This window comes from Enterococcus sp. GC34, from assembly GCF_040886645.1.
GTDB lineage: Bacteria > Bacillota > Bacilli > Lactobacillales > Enterococcaceae > Enterococcus > Enterococcus faecalis.
In genome coordinates, this window is sequence record NZ_JBFOEF010000010.1 from 42,740 (window position 1) to 62,104 (window position 19,365).

20 protein-coding genes are annotated in these 19,365 nt (G+C 36.1%); 16 read left to right on the forward strand and 4 right to left on the reverse strand.

Annotated elements, in window-relative coordinates; all coding sequences use genetic code 11:
* Positions 1 to 2 precede the first annotated feature (2 nt).
* From walK to AB3I72_RS10925, 7 genes are read left to right on the forward strand one after another with little or no spacing between them, the layout of a single operon-like run.
* A complete protein-coding gene (walK, locus tag AB3I72_RS10895; RefSeq protein WP_002357946.1) occupies positions 3 to 1,832 on the forward strand; it encodes a cell wall metabolism sensor histidine kinase WalK in 1,830 nt (609 codons plus the stop codon).
* Positions 1,829 to 3,139, forward strand: a complete 1,311-nt coding sequence (locus tag AB3I72_RS10900) for a YycH family regulatory protein (protein WP_002415183.1) — start codon at positions 1,829 to 1,831, stop codon at positions 3,137 to 3,139. The genes walK and AB3I72_RS10900 overlap by 4 nt, the downstream gene beginning before the upstream one ends.
* The gene (locus AB3I72_RS10905; RefSeq protein ID WP_368023915.1) at positions 3,139 to 3,993 is read left to right on the forward strand and encodes a two-component system regulatory protein YycI; all 855 of its coding nucleotides are present in this window, start codon (positions 3,139 to 3,141) and stop codon (positions 3,991 to 3,993) included. The genes AB3I72_RS10900 and AB3I72_RS10905 overlap by 1 nt, the downstream gene beginning before the upstream one ends.
* A gap of 56 nt (positions 3,994 to 4,049) precedes the next feature.
* A complete protein-coding gene (locus AB3I72_RS10910; protein ID WP_002357943.1) occupies positions 4,050 to 4,856 on the forward strand; it encodes an MBL fold metallo-hydrolase in 807 nt (268 codons plus the stop codon).
* A complete protein-coding gene (locus AB3I72_RS10915; RefSeq protein ID WP_104806579.1) occupies positions 4,813 to 5,034 on the forward strand; it encodes a hypothetical protein in 222 nt (73 codons plus the stop codon). The genes AB3I72_RS10910 and AB3I72_RS10915 overlap by 44 nt, the downstream gene beginning before the upstream one ends.
* Positions 5,035 to 5,066: 32 nt before the next feature.
* Positions 5,067 to 5,981 (forward strand): permease, encoded by a 915-nt coding sequence (locus AB3I72_RS10920; protein ID WP_002357942.1) that lies wholly within the window; start codon positions 5,067 to 5,069, stop codon positions 5,979 to 5,981.
* Between the two features lie 18 nt (positions 5,982 to 5,999).
* Positions 6,000 to 6,866 (forward strand): TIGR03943 family protein, encoded by an 867-nt coding sequence (locus AB3I72_RS10925; protein ID WP_002382171.1) that lies wholly within the window; start codon positions 6,000 to 6,002, stop codon positions 6,864 to 6,866.
* Between the two features lie 51 nt (positions 6,867 to 6,917).
* Here AB3I72_RS10925 and AB3I72_RS10930 read toward each other — a convergent pair whose 3' ends face one another.
* Positions 6,918 to 7,418: a threonine/serine exporter family protein gene (locus tag AB3I72_RS10930; RefSeq protein WP_368023916.1), complete on the reverse strand. Its 501-nt coding sequence runs from the start codon at positions 7,416 to 7,418 to the stop codon at positions 6,918 to 6,920.
* Positions 7,419 to 7,423: 5 nt separating this feature from the next.
* Entirely contained in the window at positions 7,424 to 8,176 is a 753-nt protein-coding gene (locus tag AB3I72_RS10935; RefSeq protein ID WP_002357938.1) for a threonine/serine exporter family protein, read from the reverse strand.
* A gap of 435 nt (positions 8,177 to 8,611) precedes the next feature.
* On the opposite strand from AB3I72_RS10935, the gene ireB reads away from it, so the two are divergent.
* From ireB to AB3I72_RS10955, 4 genes are all read left to right on the forward strand, one after another.
* Positions 8,612 to 8,881 (forward strand): regulatory phosphoprotein IreB, encoded by a 270-nt coding sequence (gene ireB, locus AB3I72_RS10940; protein WP_002357937.1) that lies wholly within the window; start codon positions 8,612 to 8,614, stop codon positions 8,879 to 8,881.
* Complete coding sequence (gene ruvX, locus AB3I72_RS10945; protein WP_002357936.1) at positions 8,878 to 9,300, forward strand: Holliday junction resolvase RuvX; 423 nt, start codon at positions 8,878 to 8,880, stop codon at positions 9,298 to 9,300. Before ireB ends, ruvX begins: the two co-directional genes overlap by 4 nt.
* A 37-nt stretch (positions 9,301 to 9,337) precedes the next feature.
* Positions 9,338 to 9,643 (forward strand): DUF1292 domain-containing protein, encoded by a 306-nt coding sequence (locus AB3I72_RS10950; RefSeq protein WP_002357933.1) that lies wholly within the window; start codon positions 9,338 to 9,340, stop codon positions 9,641 to 9,643.
* 500 nt (positions 9,644 to 10,143) lie between these two features.
* The gene (locus AB3I72_RS10955; RefSeq protein WP_002382173.1) at positions 10,144 to 10,992 is read left to right on the forward strand and encodes a helix-turn-helix domain-containing protein; all 849 of its coding nucleotides are present in this window, start codon (positions 10,144 to 10,146) and stop codon (positions 10,990 to 10,992) included.
* A gap of 72 nt (positions 10,993 to 11,064) precedes the next feature.
* Here AB3I72_RS10955 and AB3I72_RS10960 read toward each other — a convergent pair whose 3' ends face one another.
* Both AB3I72_RS10960 and AB3I72_RS10965 read right to left on the reverse strand, forming a co-directional pair.
* Positions 11,065 to 12,234: an NADP-dependent malic enzyme gene (locus AB3I72_RS10960; RefSeq protein ID WP_002361648.1), complete on the reverse strand. Its 1,170-nt coding sequence runs from the start codon at positions 12,232 to 12,234 to the stop codon at positions 11,065 to 11,067.
* A 31-nt stretch (positions 12,235 to 12,265) separates the two neighbouring features.
* A complete protein-coding gene (locus AB3I72_RS10965; protein ID WP_002357930.1) occupies positions 12,266 to 13,591 on the reverse strand; it encodes a 2-hydroxycarboxylate transporter family protein in 1,326 nt (441 codons plus the stop codon).
* Between the two features lie 147 nt (positions 13,592 to 13,738).
* Here AB3I72_RS10965 and AB3I72_RS10970 point away from each other — a divergent pair, with 147 nt between their 5' ends.
* The 5 genes from AB3I72_RS10970 to AB3I72_RS10990 all read left to right on the forward strand — a co-directional run bounded on the left by AB3I72_RS10970 (position 13,739) and on the right by AB3I72_RS10990 (position 19,356).
* Entirely contained in the window at positions 13,739 to 15,289 is a 1,551-nt protein-coding gene (locus AB3I72_RS10970) for a sensor histidine kinase (protein ID WP_061101006.1), read from the forward strand.
* Positions 15,270 to 15,962 (forward strand): response regulator, encoded by a 693-nt coding sequence (locus AB3I72_RS10975; protein WP_002419173.1) that lies wholly within the window; start codon positions 15,270 to 15,272, stop codon positions 15,960 to 15,962. Before AB3I72_RS10970 ends, AB3I72_RS10975 begins: the two co-directional genes overlap by 20 nt.
* Before the next feature lie 184 nt (positions 15,963 to 16,146).
* Positions 16,147 to 17,490 carry an NADH peroxidase gene (locus tag AB3I72_RS10980; RefSeq protein WP_010712320.1) on the forward strand — a complete coding sequence of 448 codons (1,344 nt, stop codon included), beginning with the start codon at positions 16,147 to 16,149 and terminating at the stop codon, positions 17,488 to 17,490.
* 185 nt (positions 17,491 to 17,675) lie between these two features.
* Positions 17,676 to 18,341 (forward strand): WxL domain-containing protein, encoded by a 666-nt coding sequence (locus AB3I72_RS10985; RefSeq protein ID WP_002366498.1) that lies wholly within the window; start codon positions 17,676 to 17,678, stop codon positions 18,339 to 18,341.
* The gene (locus AB3I72_RS10990) at positions 18,328 to 19,356 is read left to right on the forward strand and encodes a DUF916 and DUF3324 domain-containing protein (RefSeq protein WP_368023917.1); all 1,029 of its coding nucleotides are present in this window, start codon (positions 18,328 to 18,330) and stop codon (positions 19,354 to 19,356) included. Before AB3I72_RS10985 ends, AB3I72_RS10990 begins: the two co-directional genes overlap by 14 nt.
* The last annotated feature ends 9 nt before the right edge of the window (positions 19,357 to 19,365 follow it).

A 19,365-nucleotide genomic window follows, 5' to 3' on the forward strand; every position in this document is an offset into this window, starting at 1 on the left:
GTATGAAGAAAAAAGTTCACTTTTTTCAATCTGTTAATTTTAAGATTGCGTTATCATTTATTCTGCTGTTACTGATTGCGATTCAAATCATTGGTGGCTATTTCATTCGTGAATTGGAAGCCACTACAATTTCCGATTTTAAAAAAAATATGGATTCCCAAGTTGTCCAATTGTCAAACACGTTAAGTACGCAGATGAGCAACAAAGATCTCGAACGTAGTGACGTTGATGCCAATTTAAAAAAAGCGTTATCTGATTTTTCAAATGCAGATATTTCTGAAGCGAGAATTGTCGATGATAAAGGGATTATTCGGGCAACCAATGATTTAAATCAACAAAATATTATTGGGAAAAAGAATGATTATCGTGATTTAAATGACTTTACGAGTAAAAAATATCAAGCTTTAGATAATGATAAACGCGTGTATGTGAATGTTCAGCCGATTCAATCGCCTACTGGAGAAACAGTGATTGGTGTCCTTTATGTGAAAAGTAATTTAGAAAATAAATACCAAGAAATTACCAACACAGCAAGTATCTTTTTCACTGCTTCTATTATTGCCGCAGCAATTTCGATTATTGTGACCTTACTGATTGCACGATCAATCACGAAGCCGATTGGTGAAATGCGCGAGCAAGCCATTCGAATCGCTCGTGGTGATTACGCTGGAAAAGTAGAAGTCCATGGAAAAGATGAATTAGGCCAATTAGCAGAAACATTTAATCAATTATCAGAACGGATTGAAGAAGCACAAGAAACAATGGAAGCAGAAAGAAATCGTTTAGATAGTGTCCTAACGCATATGACAGATGGCGTCATTGCGACGGATCGCCGCGGAAAGGTGATTACGATTAATGAAATGGCCCTTTCATTATTAAATGTAAAAAATGAAAATGTGATTGGGACCTCGTTATTAGAGTTGTTAGATATTGAAGAAGACTACACATTGCGGAAGCTGTTAGAAGAGCCAGATGAACTGCTGATTGATCGCTCAACGTCTGATCGTGAAGAAGACCAAATGATTATCCGGGTAGACTTTACGATGATTCGTCGGGAATCAGGATTTATTACTGGCTTAGTTTGCGTACTTCATGACGTCACAGAACAGGAAAAAAACGAACGGGAAAGACGGGAATTTGTTTCCAATGTTTCTCATGAGTTGCGAACGCCTTTGACAAGTATGCGTAGTTATATAGAGGCTTTGAGTGAAGGAGCTTGGGAAAACCCTGAGATTGCGCCGAATTTCTTAAAAGTCACGTTAGAAGAAACCGACCGGATGATTCGTATGATTAATGATTTGTTAAATTTATCTCGGATGGACTCTGGGAATACACATCTTCAATTAGAGTATGTGAATTTTAACGAATTGATTAATTTTGTCTTGGATCGCTTTGATATGATGATTGAAAATGAGCAAAAAAATTACAAAATTCGCCGTGAATTTACTAAACGCGATTTATGGGTAGAGTTAGATACAGACAAAGTAATTCAGGTTTTAGACAACATTTTGAACAATGCGATTAAGTATTCGCCAGATGGCGGCGTCATTACCTGCCGACTAGTTGAAACACATAATAATGTCGTCTTTAGTATCTCGGACCAAGGTTTGGGCATCCCTAAAAAAGATCTCGGGAAAGTCTTCGAGCGTTTTTATCGTGTGGATAAAGCCCGTGCGCGAGCACAAGGTGGGACTGGTTTAGGTTTAGCAATTTCTAAAGAAGTAATTCGGGCCCATAACGGGAGTATTTGGGTGGAAAGTACAGAAGGTGAAGGATCGACTTTCTATATTTCACTACCATATGAACCTTATGAAGAGGATTGGTGGGAATGATGAAATTATCAGAATGGATTACAAGAATTGGCTTGATTTTAATGGTCATTTTAAGTATATATTTTTCAGTCAATATCTGGCTGAATTCTGCCAAAAAAATACCAGAAATGAAGTCGGGAAGCCAAGTCACAACAGCTGTCAATGAAAAAGCCATTGGCGATGTCTATTTACCTTTGCAATTGATTCGAATAACTGATGGAAAAGCGATGCAAAGTAATCGTGAAACATTAATTAGTAATGTTCAAAATGATATTAAAATGGCTACGTTTGGTAAATTGACACAAGTTGTGACAAAAAATGCAGAGCAACTTAAGCGCTACAATCAAATGGACCAAGGTATTGAACTTCTTTATCAAGGTCCCTTTTTAATCTCGGACTATGCTTCGATTTATAATCTATCCATTAATTTTACTAACTTTAATGAGTTGACGGACCAGTATTTTACGAAAATTCAATTGGATTTTAACGAAAATAAGATACGTTTTTTAGATTATGACCAAGCCAACGTCTATGAAGCGCCCATGACTGTCAATAAGGCGCGCTTAATGGGAATTATCAATAAAGAGGGATTGCAATATCAAGATGTTTCCGAAAATACGCTAACCAAACAAGGGCAATGTTATTTAACCAATGATATGAAGTTGAAAAAGTACAGTTATATCTTAGCTTCGCAACCAGTTACTCGTTTTAGGAATGCTTTTTTCAATGAAACGGAAGATATCCAAACCAATGAAGACAGTCAAGACTTAACCTATACGAGTAAAGAAGAACGATTGTTTGCAGAAGAAAAACTGGGAAAAATTGATTTTAAAGGGACCTTGCCAGAAGAGAATAAACGGGATTCAATCTATAATCAAAGCTTTTCTTATGTAAAACGTTTAGGAACCAATATGGGGAATTTACGTTACTTTGATCGAACGAAAGATAGTGTCAATTATCGGACTTTTGTGGAAGGTTTCCCAGTGTTCAGTAATGATTTAAAAGGCCAAGTGGATATTCGCATCACGAACAACGATGGTGCTGCGCCAAGCGTAACCATTAACACAAGTGTGAATACAATCCAAGTACCGATTCCTTCAGAAGAAGAAGTGACACTGGAAAGCACGGAAAAATTGATTAAGCGTTTAGAAACGGCTGGTGCTAAAAAGGAAAAAATCCAATCGGCTGTTATCGGTTATACGTGGCAGACAATTGAAGAAGTCAAACAAGTCGTTGATTTAAGTCCGGAATGGTATGTCCTTTATAACAACAATTGGTACACTGCAACGGACTTGGTAAAACAATTACCAAGCTTGGAGGTGGGCTAATGGATTTTAAACGAATTGAGTGGATTTTCTTCTTATCATTTTTAGGATTAAATATCTTTTTATTTGGAATTTATCGGGAAGGTCAACAAGAGGAGAGCAACGTCTCTTCTTCCAGCCAAACAGAATCGATTGAAAGTCGGTTGGAAAAAGATAACATCTCGTATAAAGGGACACTTTCTTCAGAACGATTGGAAGGCTATTATTTAAGTGGCGAACAAACCAATTTTTCTGCTGCTTTAAAAATCCAACGTGAAAAGAATAAAAACTTTTTGAGAAATGGGCTGCAAATTGCGGATAATACTTTAACGAGTGTGCCTAGTAAAAACTATTTTATTGATCCTAAGAAAATTGATAAAGATTTAAGTACTTTTTTAAATGAAAAAAATGCTTTATTATTCGGAGACGAATATCAATACTTACCAGAATTTTCTCATTTAAAAGAGCCGACGGCAGAAATTGTGGCTGCACAATCGTATAAAGGAATTCCTTTTAGAGACGACACGGCAAAATTAAGTATTTTAGCAGATACGTCAGGTGAATTATGGAAAATTAGTAAATATTCGCAAACGCACATTGAAAATATTGAAGAGTTACGAGACAAAACGGATTTATATTCCAATCGTGATGCGATAGACACGCTCTATATGAATAACCGGATTCCTAGTAATTCCAAAATAACATTCATTAAATTGGCCTATTCAAGAATTTATAAAATTCGTGAGAAAAATGTATACGTTCCAGTCTGGTTTGTAGGAATTTCTACTGGTGAAGATTCAGTTGAAATTGAACAGGTGAATGCCGTAAGTAATACCATCATCACAAATAATACTGTGCCAAAGGTGGAAAAACATTAAGGTCCGTTGTATAATGAAACACGTTAATGTTGTAATGTAGAAGGGAAGAGTTTTAAATGGATTCAGAGTTTGCTTTTAATATCAGTGTTCTTGCCAGTGGCAGTACAGGCAATTCCCTTTTTATTGAAACCAACCAAAAGAAAGTATTAGTAGATGCGGGTTTAAGTGGCAAAAAAATCACTTCACTGTTAGCAGAAGTCAATCGCAAACCAGAAGATTTAGATGCGATTTTAGTTACACATGAACATCGGGATCACATTCACGGCGTTGGCGTGTTAGCGCGAAAATATAAGTTAGATGTCTATGCTAATGAAAAAACGTGGCAAGCGATGGATCCCATGATTGGCAAAGTCGATGTCGCTCAAAAACATATTTTTGAAATGGGCAAAGTTTTGACCTTGGGAGATATGGACATTGAAAGTTTTGGTGTCTCACATGATGCGATTGCGCCTCAATTTTATCGTTTTCATCGCAATAATCGTTCCTTTGTTGTTCTAACGGATACAGGTTATTGTAGCGATCATATTCGTGGTACGATTGAAAATGCAGATGCTTATTTAGTCGAAAGCAATCATGAAATTGAAATTTTGCGAGCAGGACCTTATCCATGGAGTCTTAAACAACGGATTTTAGGAGATAAAGGCCATTTATCCAATGATGATGGTGCTCTTGTGATGGCGGATGTATTAGGTGATAAAACAAAACGCATTTATTTAGGTCATCTTAGCAAAGAAAATAATACGAAACTTCATGCGCGAATGGCCATGGAGTCTACTTTGAAGCAAAAGGATTTAGGTGTCGGTGAAGCATTTAAGGTATATGATACAGACCCCGATTCAGCCTCAGAGTTATTTCAAATTTAGAATAATGGTGGTCTATCAGTTTTTGAGTGTGGAGCAAAAATCCAAAGTGATTTTTGTCCCATGCTCATTTTTTGTTCTTTTATCCAGCTGGTTTGACAGAGACATCGGTGATAATACTTTTAAACTCTTAGTTAATTTTTTGACAAGTACTTGTGTTTGTCTGGTGTTAGGAGTATAGTTAACTAGATTTTTACTAGTGGGAGGTCTATGATGTTTCAATTTTTACCAAACTCTGTTTTACAGATGAGCACTATTTTTCTTTCGATTATTATCGAAGCATTGCCTTTTGTCATGTTAGGTTGCTTGATTTCAGGCGCTTTACATGTTTTTTTAACACCAGAACGAGTAAAAAAAGTGTTACCTAAAAATAAATTTTTATCAATTTGTGTAGGGAGTTTCCTAGGTTTTTTCTTCCCTTCTTGTGAATGCGGGATCGTACCCATTGTGCATCAATTTGTTAAAAAAGATGTACCAACACATACCGCTTTTGCTTTTATGTTAACGGCACCAATCATTAATCCAATTGTGCTATTCTCAACATACGTAGCCTTTAGTGGCGCAACAAAATTTGTGATTTGGCGAGTTTTAGGCAGTATGATTGTCGCGTGGGTTATCGGCATTTGGTTAGCTTATTTTCGAAAAGAATCAATTTTAACAGAAAAAGAGTTGGCGCAGATTAAAGAAGAGCAGGTTGCTCATACGCATGAACACGTTGATGAAGCTCGTTCATTTTGGAAAAACGGCTGGTCAGCGTTAACCCATAGTATTGATGAATTTTTTGATACGGGTCGTTATTTAATTTTTGGTTCCTTGTTGGCAGCAATCATGCAAACCTATATTCCAACTGGTGCACTTATGCAACTGGGCCATTCAAAGATTTTAGCGATTCTAGTCATGCTAGTCATCGCTGCTACTTTATCACTTTGTTCAGAAGCAGATGCATTTATTGGTTCTTCTCTTTTGAGTTTGTTTGGCACAGGACCAATTGTCGCCTTCTTAGTTTTTGGTCCAATGGTAGATATTAAAAATTTATTGATGATGAAACGTTATTTTAAAATGTCATTCATTGTACAATTTGTTTTGATAGTGGCGCTTGTCGTAACTATTTATGCGGCAGTAGTTTAGAAAGGAGGCCTACAATCGATGATACGATTTATTATTTTAATTGGATATATGGGGTTGATGATGTATCTTCAAATTTCAGGTGAGCTGAACCAATATATCAATATTCATTATAATTACTTAGCTGTTTTATCAATGGTTTTAGCTTTTATTATGGCGATTGTTCAATTGATTTTGTGGAACCAAGCAGATCCATCAATGCAAAAAAAACATGAAGACATGCACCATCATGGGGGACATGAACATCATGGCCATCAGCATAATTTGGAAAAACCCAGCCAAAGAGGGCTTGCCTATTTACTACTTTCTTTACCGTTGATTGTTGGCTTATTATTTCCGACAGTTAGTTTAGATACAACAATTGTTGAAGCAAAAGGCTTTAACTTTCCGGTAAGTAAAGAATCAGTAGGGGATCCTGATATGCAAACGCAATATTTGAAACCTGATACAAGTATGTATTTCAATAAGACGGATTATGACAAGCAGATGGCAAAAGCCATGAAACAATATGATGGACAATCTGTGATTTCAATTACGGATGAAAACTATTTGGAAATTATGGAATTAATCTATAATTATCCAAGTCAATTTGCAGGGAAAAGGATTTCTTATAAAGGCTTTGTCTATAATTCAAAACGAGAAGAAAGTGTTGACCAATTTGTCTTCCGTTTTGGGATTATTCATTGTGTCGCTGATTCTGGCGTTTTTGGCTTGTTGGTTCATTTTCCTGAACATACGCAATTTCAAAACAATGATTGGGTAACGATTACCGGAACCGTTGAGTTGTCCTATTATCCACCGTTTAAACGACAAATACCAACTGTGCAAGTGGAGAAAGTCAAAGCAGATCAAGCACCAAAAAATCAATATGTCTATCGTTCCTTTTAAAAAAAGTTGGTTGCTTCCTTATCAAATGGAAGCAACCAACTTTTTTGCTATCTATTTTTTAATTTTGTTGCGCTTACGACGAATAAAACCCAAAGATTCTCTTTTTTCTCGAAAGCTGCGGATATTCTGATTGAAAACCTCTGAAGCGACTAAGCCTAACGCAATTGCCCCAGCAATCATTACAGCTTGCACGGTAAAATAGGCGCCTTTTTCATAATTGCCAATTACGATATTCCGAACAGCTTGATAAGCTAAGCCACCAGGTACCAATGGAACAATACCAGGAATATTAAAAATCGTGACAGGCATTTTCAATATTTTTGAGAATAGGTAGCTTACTGCCGCAACACCGACAGCACCGATGAGGGAACCTAATGCCGCATTCCCACTAAAAACTTCAACGATTACCCAATAAAGCATCCAGCTCACACTACCAGTTAGACCACAAGCCACCAGTGATCGTCGAGGAACATTAATAATAATCGCAAACGCCGCAGAAGCTAAAAAACTAAAGATAAATTGTACCAAAACGATTTCTAGCAAGTAAGTCACTCCTTTTAATAGAAAAGTTGAAAGACAAAAGCAATGCCAAAACCAATCATTCCTGAAGTCATTAATGCTTCAGTCCCACGAGAAACACCCGATAAGTAGTGTCCAGCTAGCAAATCGCGAAGAGCATTGGTAATTTGCACACCAGGCACTAAAGGCATGACACAACCAATGATGATTAAATCTTGTGATTGTCCGAGTCCCAATTTGACTGAAAGAATAGCGGCTGCACCAATGAACAGCGAAGCTAAAAATTCAGATAAAAATTTAATCTTGAGAAACTTTAAACTAAAATAATAAAGACTATAGCCGCAACCACCAATCAGAAAAGTCAAGAATAAATCGGACCATACGCCACCAAAAAGAATCATAATTGTAGCGCTGACAACGGCCGCACTAACAATGCGTGCGCTAATTGGAAAATGGCGGTGTTCACTATCAATCACTTTTAGTTTATTCAGTAATTCCTCTAAAGAAAAATCACCAGCCACATAAGCACGAGACAGCTGATTCACACGAGAGATTTTTTCTAAATCAATGCCACGTTTCATTACTTGAACCATACGAATCGTGGAGGTTCCATCTATGCCAACAAATAGCCCAGTTTGTGTCACATAGCTAACCATTCGATAGTTGCCAGAAGCAAGCGCAATCCGGCTCATTGTATCTTCAACACGGTACATTTCTGCATCGCTTTCTATCATAATTTTACCAGCTAACAAACAGGTTTCTAAAAGTAAATCCAAATGAGCAGGAGTCATTGAGCAAGCCTCACTTTATGTATTTTCTTCTAGTGTACTACAAACGAACCAAAAAGAGGAAATAAATAACAGCTACAATTGAAAATTTACATCGTAAACAGATTGTTAGCGAATTGTAACATTAAAAGGCTGATATTATTTAATCATAGATATTTAAAAGTTTTCAAAAGAAAAACGTCGATTTTTTCGCAAAATGGATTGAAGGGAAAGGTGATATTCTGGCGATTTAGCAGACCTTTATTCTTGTTTTATAAAGTTGTGTATTTGTTTTTATAATTTTAAAATTATCGATGGCTGTCATTTTTTTGCGGAGTCTTTATTAATAAAAGACTAAGAAATAACAAAAAAGAGAGAAGGAGAAGAAATTTTGTTTGTAGTTTCGGTTCTTTTCTAGTAAAATGAAATTGTATAAAAGTAGAAGTGAGGTGTAGTAAAATGGGTTTTACAGACGAAACAGTACGCTTTGATTTTGATGATAATCGAAAAAAAGCAATCAGTGAAACGTTAGAAACCGTATATCGGGCATTAGAAGAAAAGGGATACAATCCTATTAACCAAATAGTAGGGTATTTACTTTCTGGGGACCCGGCTTACATTCCTCGTTATCAAGATGCTCGAAACTTAATTCGTCGTCATGAACGTGATGAAATCATGGAAGAATTAACCAAATATTACTTAGCGAACCACGGAATCGATATCAAATGAGGATCATGGGGCTAGATGTAGGTTCACGGACAGTCGGTGTGGCTGTTAGTGATTTATTAGGTTGGACAGCGCAAGGCATCGAAATTATTCGCATCAATGAAGAGGAAGAGAACTTCGGCTTTGAGCGATTAGGTGAATTGGTGAAAGAATACGAAGTCACGAAATTTGTCGTAGGTTTACCGAAAAACATGAATAATTCCATCGGTCCTAGAGCTGAAGCATCTATGGCATATGGTGATAAGATTCAAGAATTATTTCAATTACCTGTTGACTATCAAGATGAACGATTAACAACTGTCCAAGCAGAGCGTTTCTTGGTGGAGCAAGCAGATGCTTCAAGAGCCAAAAGAAAAAAAGTCATTGATAAACTAGCGGCAGTAATGATTCTACAAAATTATTTAGATGCACATAGCCGATAATTATCGAGCTTTGAATACATCAAGGGAGAGAAGAAGAATGACAGAACACAACCACGATCATGATCACGAAGGACATGAACACATTACTTTAGTAGACGAACAAGGAAATGAAACATTATACGAGATCTTACTAACTGTTGACGGTCAAGAAGAATTCGGTAAAAATTATGTTTTATTATATCCAGCAGGAATTCCTGAGGATGAAGATGTTGAATTGCAAGCTTACTCATATGTGGAAAACGCAGAAGGTACAGAAGGCGATTTACAGCAAATTGAAACAGACGCTGAATGGGATATGATTGAAGAAGTTTTCAATACATTCATGGCTGAAGAAGAAGAGTAAAACTGTAACGAGAGAAGCGCTACTTCTCCTATTGAGAAGTAGCTTTCTTAATAATAATTGTTATAATGTACATGTTGTTTCTATCATAAGATACTATCGCTATAGTTGAGTGTGGTGGATAAAGAAGGACAGTAACATCTAGTTTTACAAGATGTTGTAAAAACGTAACATCCTTGTAATGACGTTAATTTGGTAACTATCTAGCATAATTTATAATTTGTGTTATACTAAGTATGAGGTTTTAGAAATACTGTTAATTTTATAATATTAAATAAAAAAATGGCTCCACCTACTGGCATAGGTAGAGCCGTCAGAAATTCAGTTAAACAAACACGTAATTATTGGTGTGGTGCATTGCCACGGACTGAAATTCCAGTTAATAAAGCAAGTAAATCAAACATATATTTCACCTCCTTTATTATGATAGCTTCATTATAACATTATCTGTAAAATGATGGTATGTTTAATACAAAAAAAATAGAAAGATTGGAGTTTTGACTGTGAGAGTAGCGGGAGAAAAAATCAAAACAGCGCGTAAAAAGAAAAAATTATCGCAAGCTGAATTGGCAAAAGGAATTTGTACACAAGCAACAATTAGTAACATTGAAAACAAAAATGTGTGTGACAGTTTAGACATTTTCTCATCTGTATGTCTACGTTTAGACTTACAAGTGGAAGAATGTATCGAAGGTTCTAGTGAGAAAAAACTCGAAAGCTTATTAAATAAAGTAGAAGAATTATGCTTTTACTTTAAACACGATGAAGCCTATGATTTGTTGAAAGACTATCCAGATGATATCGAAAGTTCAAACAGAATTTTAGAAACAAAATTTTTCTATTATAAAGGAATTACGAGTTTATTAGGTAAGAAAAATAATAGCGAAGCATTATTCTATTTACATCGTGGTTCTGAAATTAGTCGTGATATTAATATTTATAATATTTTGAGCATGAATGCGATTGGTATTTTATATGAATTAGAAGATGATATTGAAAAAGCAAAAGTTTATTACGATAAATCTTTACAATTGCTAAGCGAATTCAAATTAGATTATCCATTAGAGCAATGCCGTATTTATTATAATACCGCAAAATTCTATTCATTAATTAAAGACTATGCAAAGAGTATTGAATTAAGTGATAAAGGAATCGAAATTAATCGGACACACAGTTCTATTTACTCTTTAGATTGCTTATTATACGAAAAAGCGTTTAATAAACAAATGCTAGGACTAGATGCTGTTGAAGATTATCGTATTGCGTACTACTTTACACGTTTCTTTGAAAATAAAAAATTACTTGCTTATATTGAAAAAGATATGCAAGAGTTTAATATCAGTTTTAAATAATAAATTATTGTTTCAGATTTTAAAAAGAACAACCTAACTCTAGAGGAGTTAGGTTGTTCCTTTTTTCTCTTTTTAATTTGTTTCTTTGACAGCGTTACGGACGCTTTCGGCGACGACTTTTGCGACTCCTTCTTGGAATGGATCGGGAATAATATTGGTCGGCGTGAGTTCATTATCGGGAATCAATTTTGCAATACCTTTGGCAGCGGCAATTTGCATTTCAATCGTAATCTTTTTCGCCCGAGCATCTAAGGCACCGCGGAAGATACCAGGGAAGGCCAACACATTATTAATTTGATTCGGAAAGTCACTACGACCAGTTCCGACAATATAAGCGCCTGCCGCTAAAGCTTCATCAGGAAAAATTTCAGGAACTGGGTTAGCCATTGCAAAAATAACTGGCTGCTCATTCATCTGTTGAATCCACTCGGGTTTTAAAACACCTGGTGCCGAAACACCAACAAAGACATCAGCGCCTTCAAGAGCAGTAGCTAAATCACCGGTACGGTGTTCCCTATTGGTTAGCTTCGCAATTTCTGCGTGGTGTGGTGGCAGAGCTGTATCTGTTTCGCTCAGAATCCCTGTACGGTCAACAATGATAATATGTTTTACACCAGCAGCTAAAAATTTTCTTGTGATCGAAAGACCAGCGGAGCCACCGCCGTTGATTACCACATGAATGTCCTCTATTTTCTTGTTGATTAATTTTAAGCTGTTGTACAAAGCGGCTAGAACAACAATCGCTGTCCCGTGTTGATCATCATGGAAAACGGGAATATCTAGTTCATCGATTAAACGCTGTTCAATTTCAAAACAACGAGGAGCGCTGATATCTTCCAAGTTAATCCCCCCAAAGGTTGGAGCCAAAAATTTCACCGTTTGAATAATTTCTTCGGTATCTTGTGTATCTAAAACAAGGGGAATCGAATCCACACCAGCAAAGCGTTTAAACAATGCAGCTTTTCCTTCCATGACAGGCATCGCTGCTTCAGGACCAATGTTACCTAAACCTAAAACTGCTGAACCATCACTGATAACGGCGACGGTGTTTTTCTTTGTTGTTAATTCGTAGGCGCGTTCTTTTTTTTCATGTATGGCAGAAGAAACAGCTGCAACACCTGGTGTGTAGGCAATTCCTAAATCTGCTTTTGTTTCAATCGGAACTTTAGGACAGACTTCTAATTTTCCCCCAAATTTTTTTGCTTGCTCAATCGCTAATTCTTTTACATCTTTTGTTGACATATCATTTTCCTCCTAAATAATTCACTTATGGTTAAAAAAGCATTCTAAAAATAGCAGTCATTGTTATTACTGTAATGGCACCGCCTAAACGTGTCGCAACTTGTGCAAACGGCATTAAGTTCATTCGATTGGCTGTACTTAAAATAGCCACATCGCCAGTCCCACCCATACCACTCTGACAAGCGGAGACAATGGCAGCCTCGACGGGATTCATATTCATGAAGCGTGAAACGAAAAAGCCTGTAGCAATAACAGTGAAAACGACACTAATTACCACAACAAAATATTGCCAGCTAAGCATTCCTACGACATCTTTTAAAGGAATATATAACATACCTAAGCCGACCATTAACGGGAACGTAAAATTGCCAGAGATAAATTTATAAAGCTGTTTTGATCCGCGTTGGGTTTCTTTCGGTACTACGTTTAAGTATTTTAAAAAGGCTGCGACAACAATCATCAAAACAGGACCAGGAAAGCCTGTTAAGTGTTGCAATAAACCGCCTGTAATAAATAAGGTACACGCAATTAAAACACCAGCGCCCATTAATTTTACATCAATTGGTGCTTTGTCTTCTTCTAAAGCATCACTTAAATCATCTGAATTAGTAATTTTGATCAACTGACCTTGTCCAGAAAGTTCAGGGCGTTTTTCTCCTAAACGACTAAGTAAACCAGAACACATAATAGCAAAAAAATTACCAATAATGGTTGCGGGAATTAATTGCCCCACTAATTGTTCACTTGGCAATCCAGTAATGGCACTATAACCAAGGGATAAAGGAAGAATACCTTCACCAATTCCACCAGCTAAAACAGGAGTGACGATATAGAAAAGGCTATGTTTCCAACCGAGACCTAACAGCGTTCCAACAAGGGTCCCAACACCCATTGCTAAAATCATTCCTAATGCCATCGGGACAATCATGCGCATTAAACCTTGGACTAAAATTTTGCGGTTCATTCCAAGGATACTTCCACAGACCAAACATGCAATATAGAAGTAGAGAAAGTTTGCTTGTTTCATTAAAATATCTGTTGAGTCTAAGACATTTTGGTTGAGTAAATTGAAAAAGACCATAATTGATGGTACTAATAAAGATAAAATTGCGGGACCGCCAAAATGTTTCAAAATAGGAATATTTCCACCAATTGTTCCAAGTAACCAACCCATTGTTAAAATTACGGCAAAACCACCTAACATATTGACTGGTAGTTGTTCTAATAGAGCCGTAACAAGAATAATGCTAGCTGTTACAAGATAAACAGGTAACGTAACCGAACCAATCCTCGTTTTGGTTAATTTGTTGCGCCAATCTGTTTCATTAGCAGCTGTTGCGTGCAATTTCTTTTCCATGCTATTTCCTCCTATAACTTTAATCTATATTCATCATAATGTAAACGTTTTCTGTAGAGTAGATTATTTAATTAATTTAACTAAAGAAAAGTTTTTTAACCAAATCTTCCTATGCTATACTTTATTTGAAGAGAAAAGAGGGATGGAATGAAGCGTGGCGGGAAATTATGGTGCTTCTTATCAGTGATTTTTATTGCAACATTAATTATTATGATTACTTTCTTTTACGGAGTAACGACGGTCCAAACAATTAAAGAAGTTCGTAAAAACCAAGAGCAAGCACTTTTAGCCGTCGGGGAACAGTTGGCTATTGAACCGAATGTTATTGAAGCCTTAAAGAATGATCACTATTCAGATGAATTGGAAGCGTATACGGTTCGTTTAGGTGAAATCCATCAGTTGGATTTTATCGTGATTATGAATATGCAGGGGATTCGTTTAACACATCCTGATCGCCAAAAAATAGGTAAGCATTTTGAAGGTGGCGATGAAGTGCGAGCATTAAAAGGGGAGGAACATTTGTCTGTTAGTCAAGGAAGTTTAGGAGAATCATTACGAGGTTTTGTCCCAGTCTATGATCAAGGAAAACAAATTGGGGTTGTGGCAATGGGCATTAAAATGACCTCGCTTTCACAATTGATTGAACGAACAAAAAATGATTACACAGTGAGTGTCCTTTTAAGTGTTGGTTTTGGCTTTATATTAGCCATCGTAGTTTCTTATTATTTAAAAAAACAACTTCACGATTTAGAGCCAAGAGAAATTGCTCGTCTATTAGAAGAGCGAAACGCCATGCTTGAGGAAACGAAAGACGCAATCCTTGTGATTGATACCGATCAAAATATTTTATTAGCAAATATTGAAGCAACTAAAATGTATCATAATATAACAAATAGTGAAGAAAATTTACTAGGAAAGAAACTTTCAGCATTGGTTTTATCTCCTGAAAAATTAATCGTACATTCAAAAACAGAGCAATTCTATCGTCAAAATGGCCAGGATTATTTCGTCTCAATCGCCCCGATTAATGTCCGTAAAAAAACAATTGGGCATGTTATCTTTCTGAAAAATGCGACGGAAACGTTTATTGTCGCAGAACAGCTTGTCAGCACAACGACATATGCTTCGGCATTACAAAGTCAATCACACGAATTTATGAATAAGATGCATGTTATTTATGGCTTAGTCGATTTAGAAGATTATGAGGCGCTAAAACATTATCTGGCCGATTTATTGAAACCAGAAAAGGAATTTGCACAGCGCTTAGCTATTTTGGTTAGGAATCCTATTTTAGCAGGTTTTTTAAGTGGGGAAAGAATCAAGTTTGCAGAAATTAAAACACAATTAGCTATTGAAATTTATCCAGAAATTCCACCAAATAAACGAGATGAAGATACGCAAAATTTGATTGCTATCTACCGTTATATTCATCGTTTCCTGATGGAGCAAACGTTACCAGAAGAGATCATTGAAACCATTGATTATCAGCTAGGAAGTTTGACGACGATTTATTCGTTTGCTTATCCAAAAGAACAACTGGAACGCTTTGAACAAGAGTTTTTCACTTCTTATTTGGCAAGATTATTAGAGAATGCGGAAGCGACATTGACTTGGGAAAACCAACAAAACAATTGGCTTGTCATTCGCATAAATGTTCATTACGAAGGAGCAGAGGAAAATGAACCTATTGATTATTGAAGACGATCCTATGGTTGCATATATACATCAAAAATATCTTGAAAAATTAATTCACCAACCGACTATTTTTACGGTTGCAACAATTGCTGAAGGTCTACAACTAACGAAAGAAAAACAACCAGCACTTGTTTTATTAGATGTTCATTTAAAAGATGGCAATGGCTTGACCTATCTGGCAACAATTAGAGATGAAAAAATTGACACAGAAGTTATCCTGATTACGGCTGCCAACGAGTTGGAAAATGTTAAACGAAGCTTACATTTAGGCGTTTTAGACTATTTAGTTAAACCCTTCTCTTTTGAACGATTTCAACAAAGTATCGAAAACTATCAGAAAAAAGCTGCTCAATTCACGCTGGAAACGGAGGAGCTTTCGCAAACAAAAGTGGACCAATTGTTTCATTCTTCACAGACAAACGCACGTAAAAATGAACAAGATCTTCAAAACCTGTCCTTAGAAAAAGGACTAACACAAGCAACATTACAACTATTGTTAAAAAAAATAGACGAATTTACCGACTATTTTACGATTCAAGAATTATCGGAAGCGAGTCAGCTTTCACATGTTTCTGTTCGCAAATATGTGTTGTTTCTAGAAAAAAATAACCTTTTAGAAAGTAAAAATAGCTATTTAAAAGTGGGGCGTCCCTATCAATCGTATCGGAGAATTTAGTATTTTTTATTTTTTAGTAAATAAAAAAGTAATTGAAAAGAGGCGGAATACAGCGGATACTCCTTTTTATTCTCATTTAAAGAACTCAATTGAGAATGGAAAAGAGGATATTATTTGTTATTTTTTGAGAATATATGATATTCTTTATTATGTAAGAAATAATATTATATGGGAGGAACGAGCGATGAAAGTTATTGTTTTAGGATCATCACATGGAGGTTATGAAGCGGTAGAGGAATTACTAAATCTTCATCCTGATGCAGAAATTCAATGGTATGAGAAAGGTGATTTTATCTCATTCTTGTCTTGTGGCATGCAGTTGTACCTAGAAGGAAAAGTGAAAGATGTTAATTCTGTTCGCTATATGACTGGCGAAAAAATGGAGAGTCGTGGTGTGAATGTCTTTTCTAATACTGAAATTACAGCGATTCAACCAAAAGAACATCAAGTGACAGTGAAAGATTTAGTGTCAGGTGAAGAACGTGTTGAAAATTATGATAAATTAATCATCAGTCCCGGAGCTGTCCCATTTGAATTAGATATTCCAGGTAAAGATTTGGATAATATTTACTTGATGCGTGGTCGTCAATGGGCCATTAAATTAAAACAAAAAACAGTAGATCCAGAAGTCAATAATGTGGTTGTGATTGGTAGTGGTTATATTGGGATTGAAGCTGCCGAAGCATTTGCAAAAGCCGGTAAAAAGGTTACTGTTATTGACATTTTAGATCGTCCATTAGGGGTATATCTAGATAAAGAATTTACAGATGTTTTAACAGAAGAAATGGAAGCCAATAACATTACCATTGCAACTGGTGAAACAGTTGAACGTTATGAAGGCGACGGTCGTGTGCAAAAAGTCGTTACAGATAAAAATGCGTACGATGCTGATTTGGTCGTTGTAGCGGTTGGTGTCCGTCCAAACACTGCTTGGTTAAAAGGTACCTTGGAATTACATCCGAATGGCCTGATCAAGACGGATGAATACATGCGGACAAGTGAGCCAGATGTATTTGCAGTAGGGGATGCTACGTTAATTAAATACAATCCTGCAGGCACAGAAGTAAATATTGCCTTAGCAACGAATGCTCGTAAACAAGGTCGCTTTGCTGTGAAAAACCTAGAGGAACCAGTTAAACCTTTCCCTGGTGTTCAAGGATCTTCTGGCTTGGCCGTCTTTGATTATAAATTTGCTTCAACAGGGATTAACGAAGTCATGGCTCAAAAATTAGGAAAAGAAACAAAAGCGGTGACAGTAGTAGAAGACTACTTGATGGACTTTAATCCAGACAAACAAAAAGCTTGGTTTAAATTAGTGTATGATCCTGAAACAACACAAATTTTAGGCGCTCAATTAATGTCAAAAGCAGATTTAACTGCAAACATTAATGCTATTTCATTAGCGATTCAAGCCAAAATGACGATTGAAGACTTAGCCTATGCGGATTTCTTCTTCCAACCAGCGTTTGACAAACCTTGGAATATTATTAATACAGCGGCTTTAGAAGCGGTGAAACAAGAACGTTAATAAAACAAGACAAGAACGATGCTGAAAAATAGTATCGTTCTTTTTGTATATTTTCAAAAAAATAACAACGCACTTTTACTTTTTTTCTAAAACAAAGAATTTTTTTACTCTTACTAAAATTTCAAAATGATGTAAAAATAAAAGCAGGTCGCAAGTGACCAAGAAATTTTAGGAGGAATTTTAGAATGAAAAAACAAATTTTAGCAAGTGTTGCATTAAGTGCATTAACATTAAGTATTGCAGGACAAGCAGTTTATGCAAATGAAGCAAACTTACAAGACACGCAAGCTGATGTAACTTTAAAAGCAGGTTCTGGGAAAGATGTCAAACCTGTCGTTGATCCAACAGGCGATACAGATGAAGATCCAGCTACGGGCGCAGAAGGCGCGTTATCAATCCCGTACGCTTCAAGTATTAGCTTTGGTGAACAAGAAATCCAACAAGGGGATGCCACTTACTTTGCACAAAATGAAAAACCATTTGTTCAAGTTAATGATACTCGTGGAGGTGCAGAAGGCTGGGCACTATCCGCATCCATATCAGAATTTAAAGGTGTAACAAATCAAAACGTCTTAAAAGGTGCACAATTAACCTTGGCAAATGGTCAAGTAACTACAGAAAGTAACCAATCAGAAGCACCAACAATTGCATCAAATAGTTTAACACTAAATGATTCACTACAACCAGTAATGTCAGCTGAAAAAGGCAAAGGTGCAGGCGCCTGGGCTGCCTTATTCCAAGGGGAAAAAGGTAAAAATGAAAATGTAAAACTTTTTGTACCACGTGCAGGTGTTGAAGCACAAGCCTACACAGCAACGATTACATGGGGTTTATCTGATGCGCCAGCGTAAGACTTTAAAAAGATGGGGAACTTTTATTCCCATCTTTTTTCTTAGTTTAGTTAGCTGGTTGGTTCTGTGGTCTGCACCGGCTTCTGCTGAGGAAAATCAGATTAATTTTGAAGCAGAAGCTATTTTACCAGAAAACCAGCAATCTTCCGTCAGTTATTACGATTTGAAAGTCTCCCCTGGAAGCACACAAGAGTTTAAATTACGCTTGAAAAATGTAAGTGATCAACCGATTAAAGTGCGTGTCGATGCAAATAATGGGCTGACCAATAAAAATGGCGCTTTAGACTATTCGCAACATGGAAAAAAATTATTAGGTAGTCCTACATTTGAAGAATTGATTTCGCCGTCACAAACAGTCGAATTACAAGGAAAAGAAACAAAAGAAGTTTCATTTCAATTAAATGTCCCTAAAAATGGTTTTGAAGGAACGATTTTAGGTGGATTTTATTGTTATGAATTAACAGATGGAAAAGAGAAGGAAATAAAAGGATTTAGTTTAACGAATAAATTTGCTTACACAATCGGAGCAAAACTTGTTGTTGAAAATAAAAAAATGGAACCAGCATTTCAGTTAACAAAGGTGAAACCAGGTTTAGAAAATGGTTATTTAACACTGTTCGCGACAATTGAAAATTCAGAACCAGTTTTAATGAGCCAATTGAAAATGAACGCCTTTGTTACTAAAAAAGGAAAAAGTGAGAAAATTCGTGAGTTATCAAAACAAATTTCTGTGGCACCACGTAGTCAATTTGAACTTCCAATTAGTTGGAATGATGAAGCCTTAAAAAAAGGTTTATATGAGTTGACGATTCAGTTGGAAGATCAAAACAGTAAAAAGTGGACATTGAAAAAAGCGTTTGAAATTAAAGGTGAAGATGAAAAATTGAATGAGGAGGCAGTCAAAGTCACCCGACCTGCTTCGAATATTCTTCTGTATCTTGTGATAGGAAGCTGTATCTTAATTATTTTGGCGTTATTTATTTATATTTTAAAACTACGCCAAAATAAATCATAAATAGGGAGG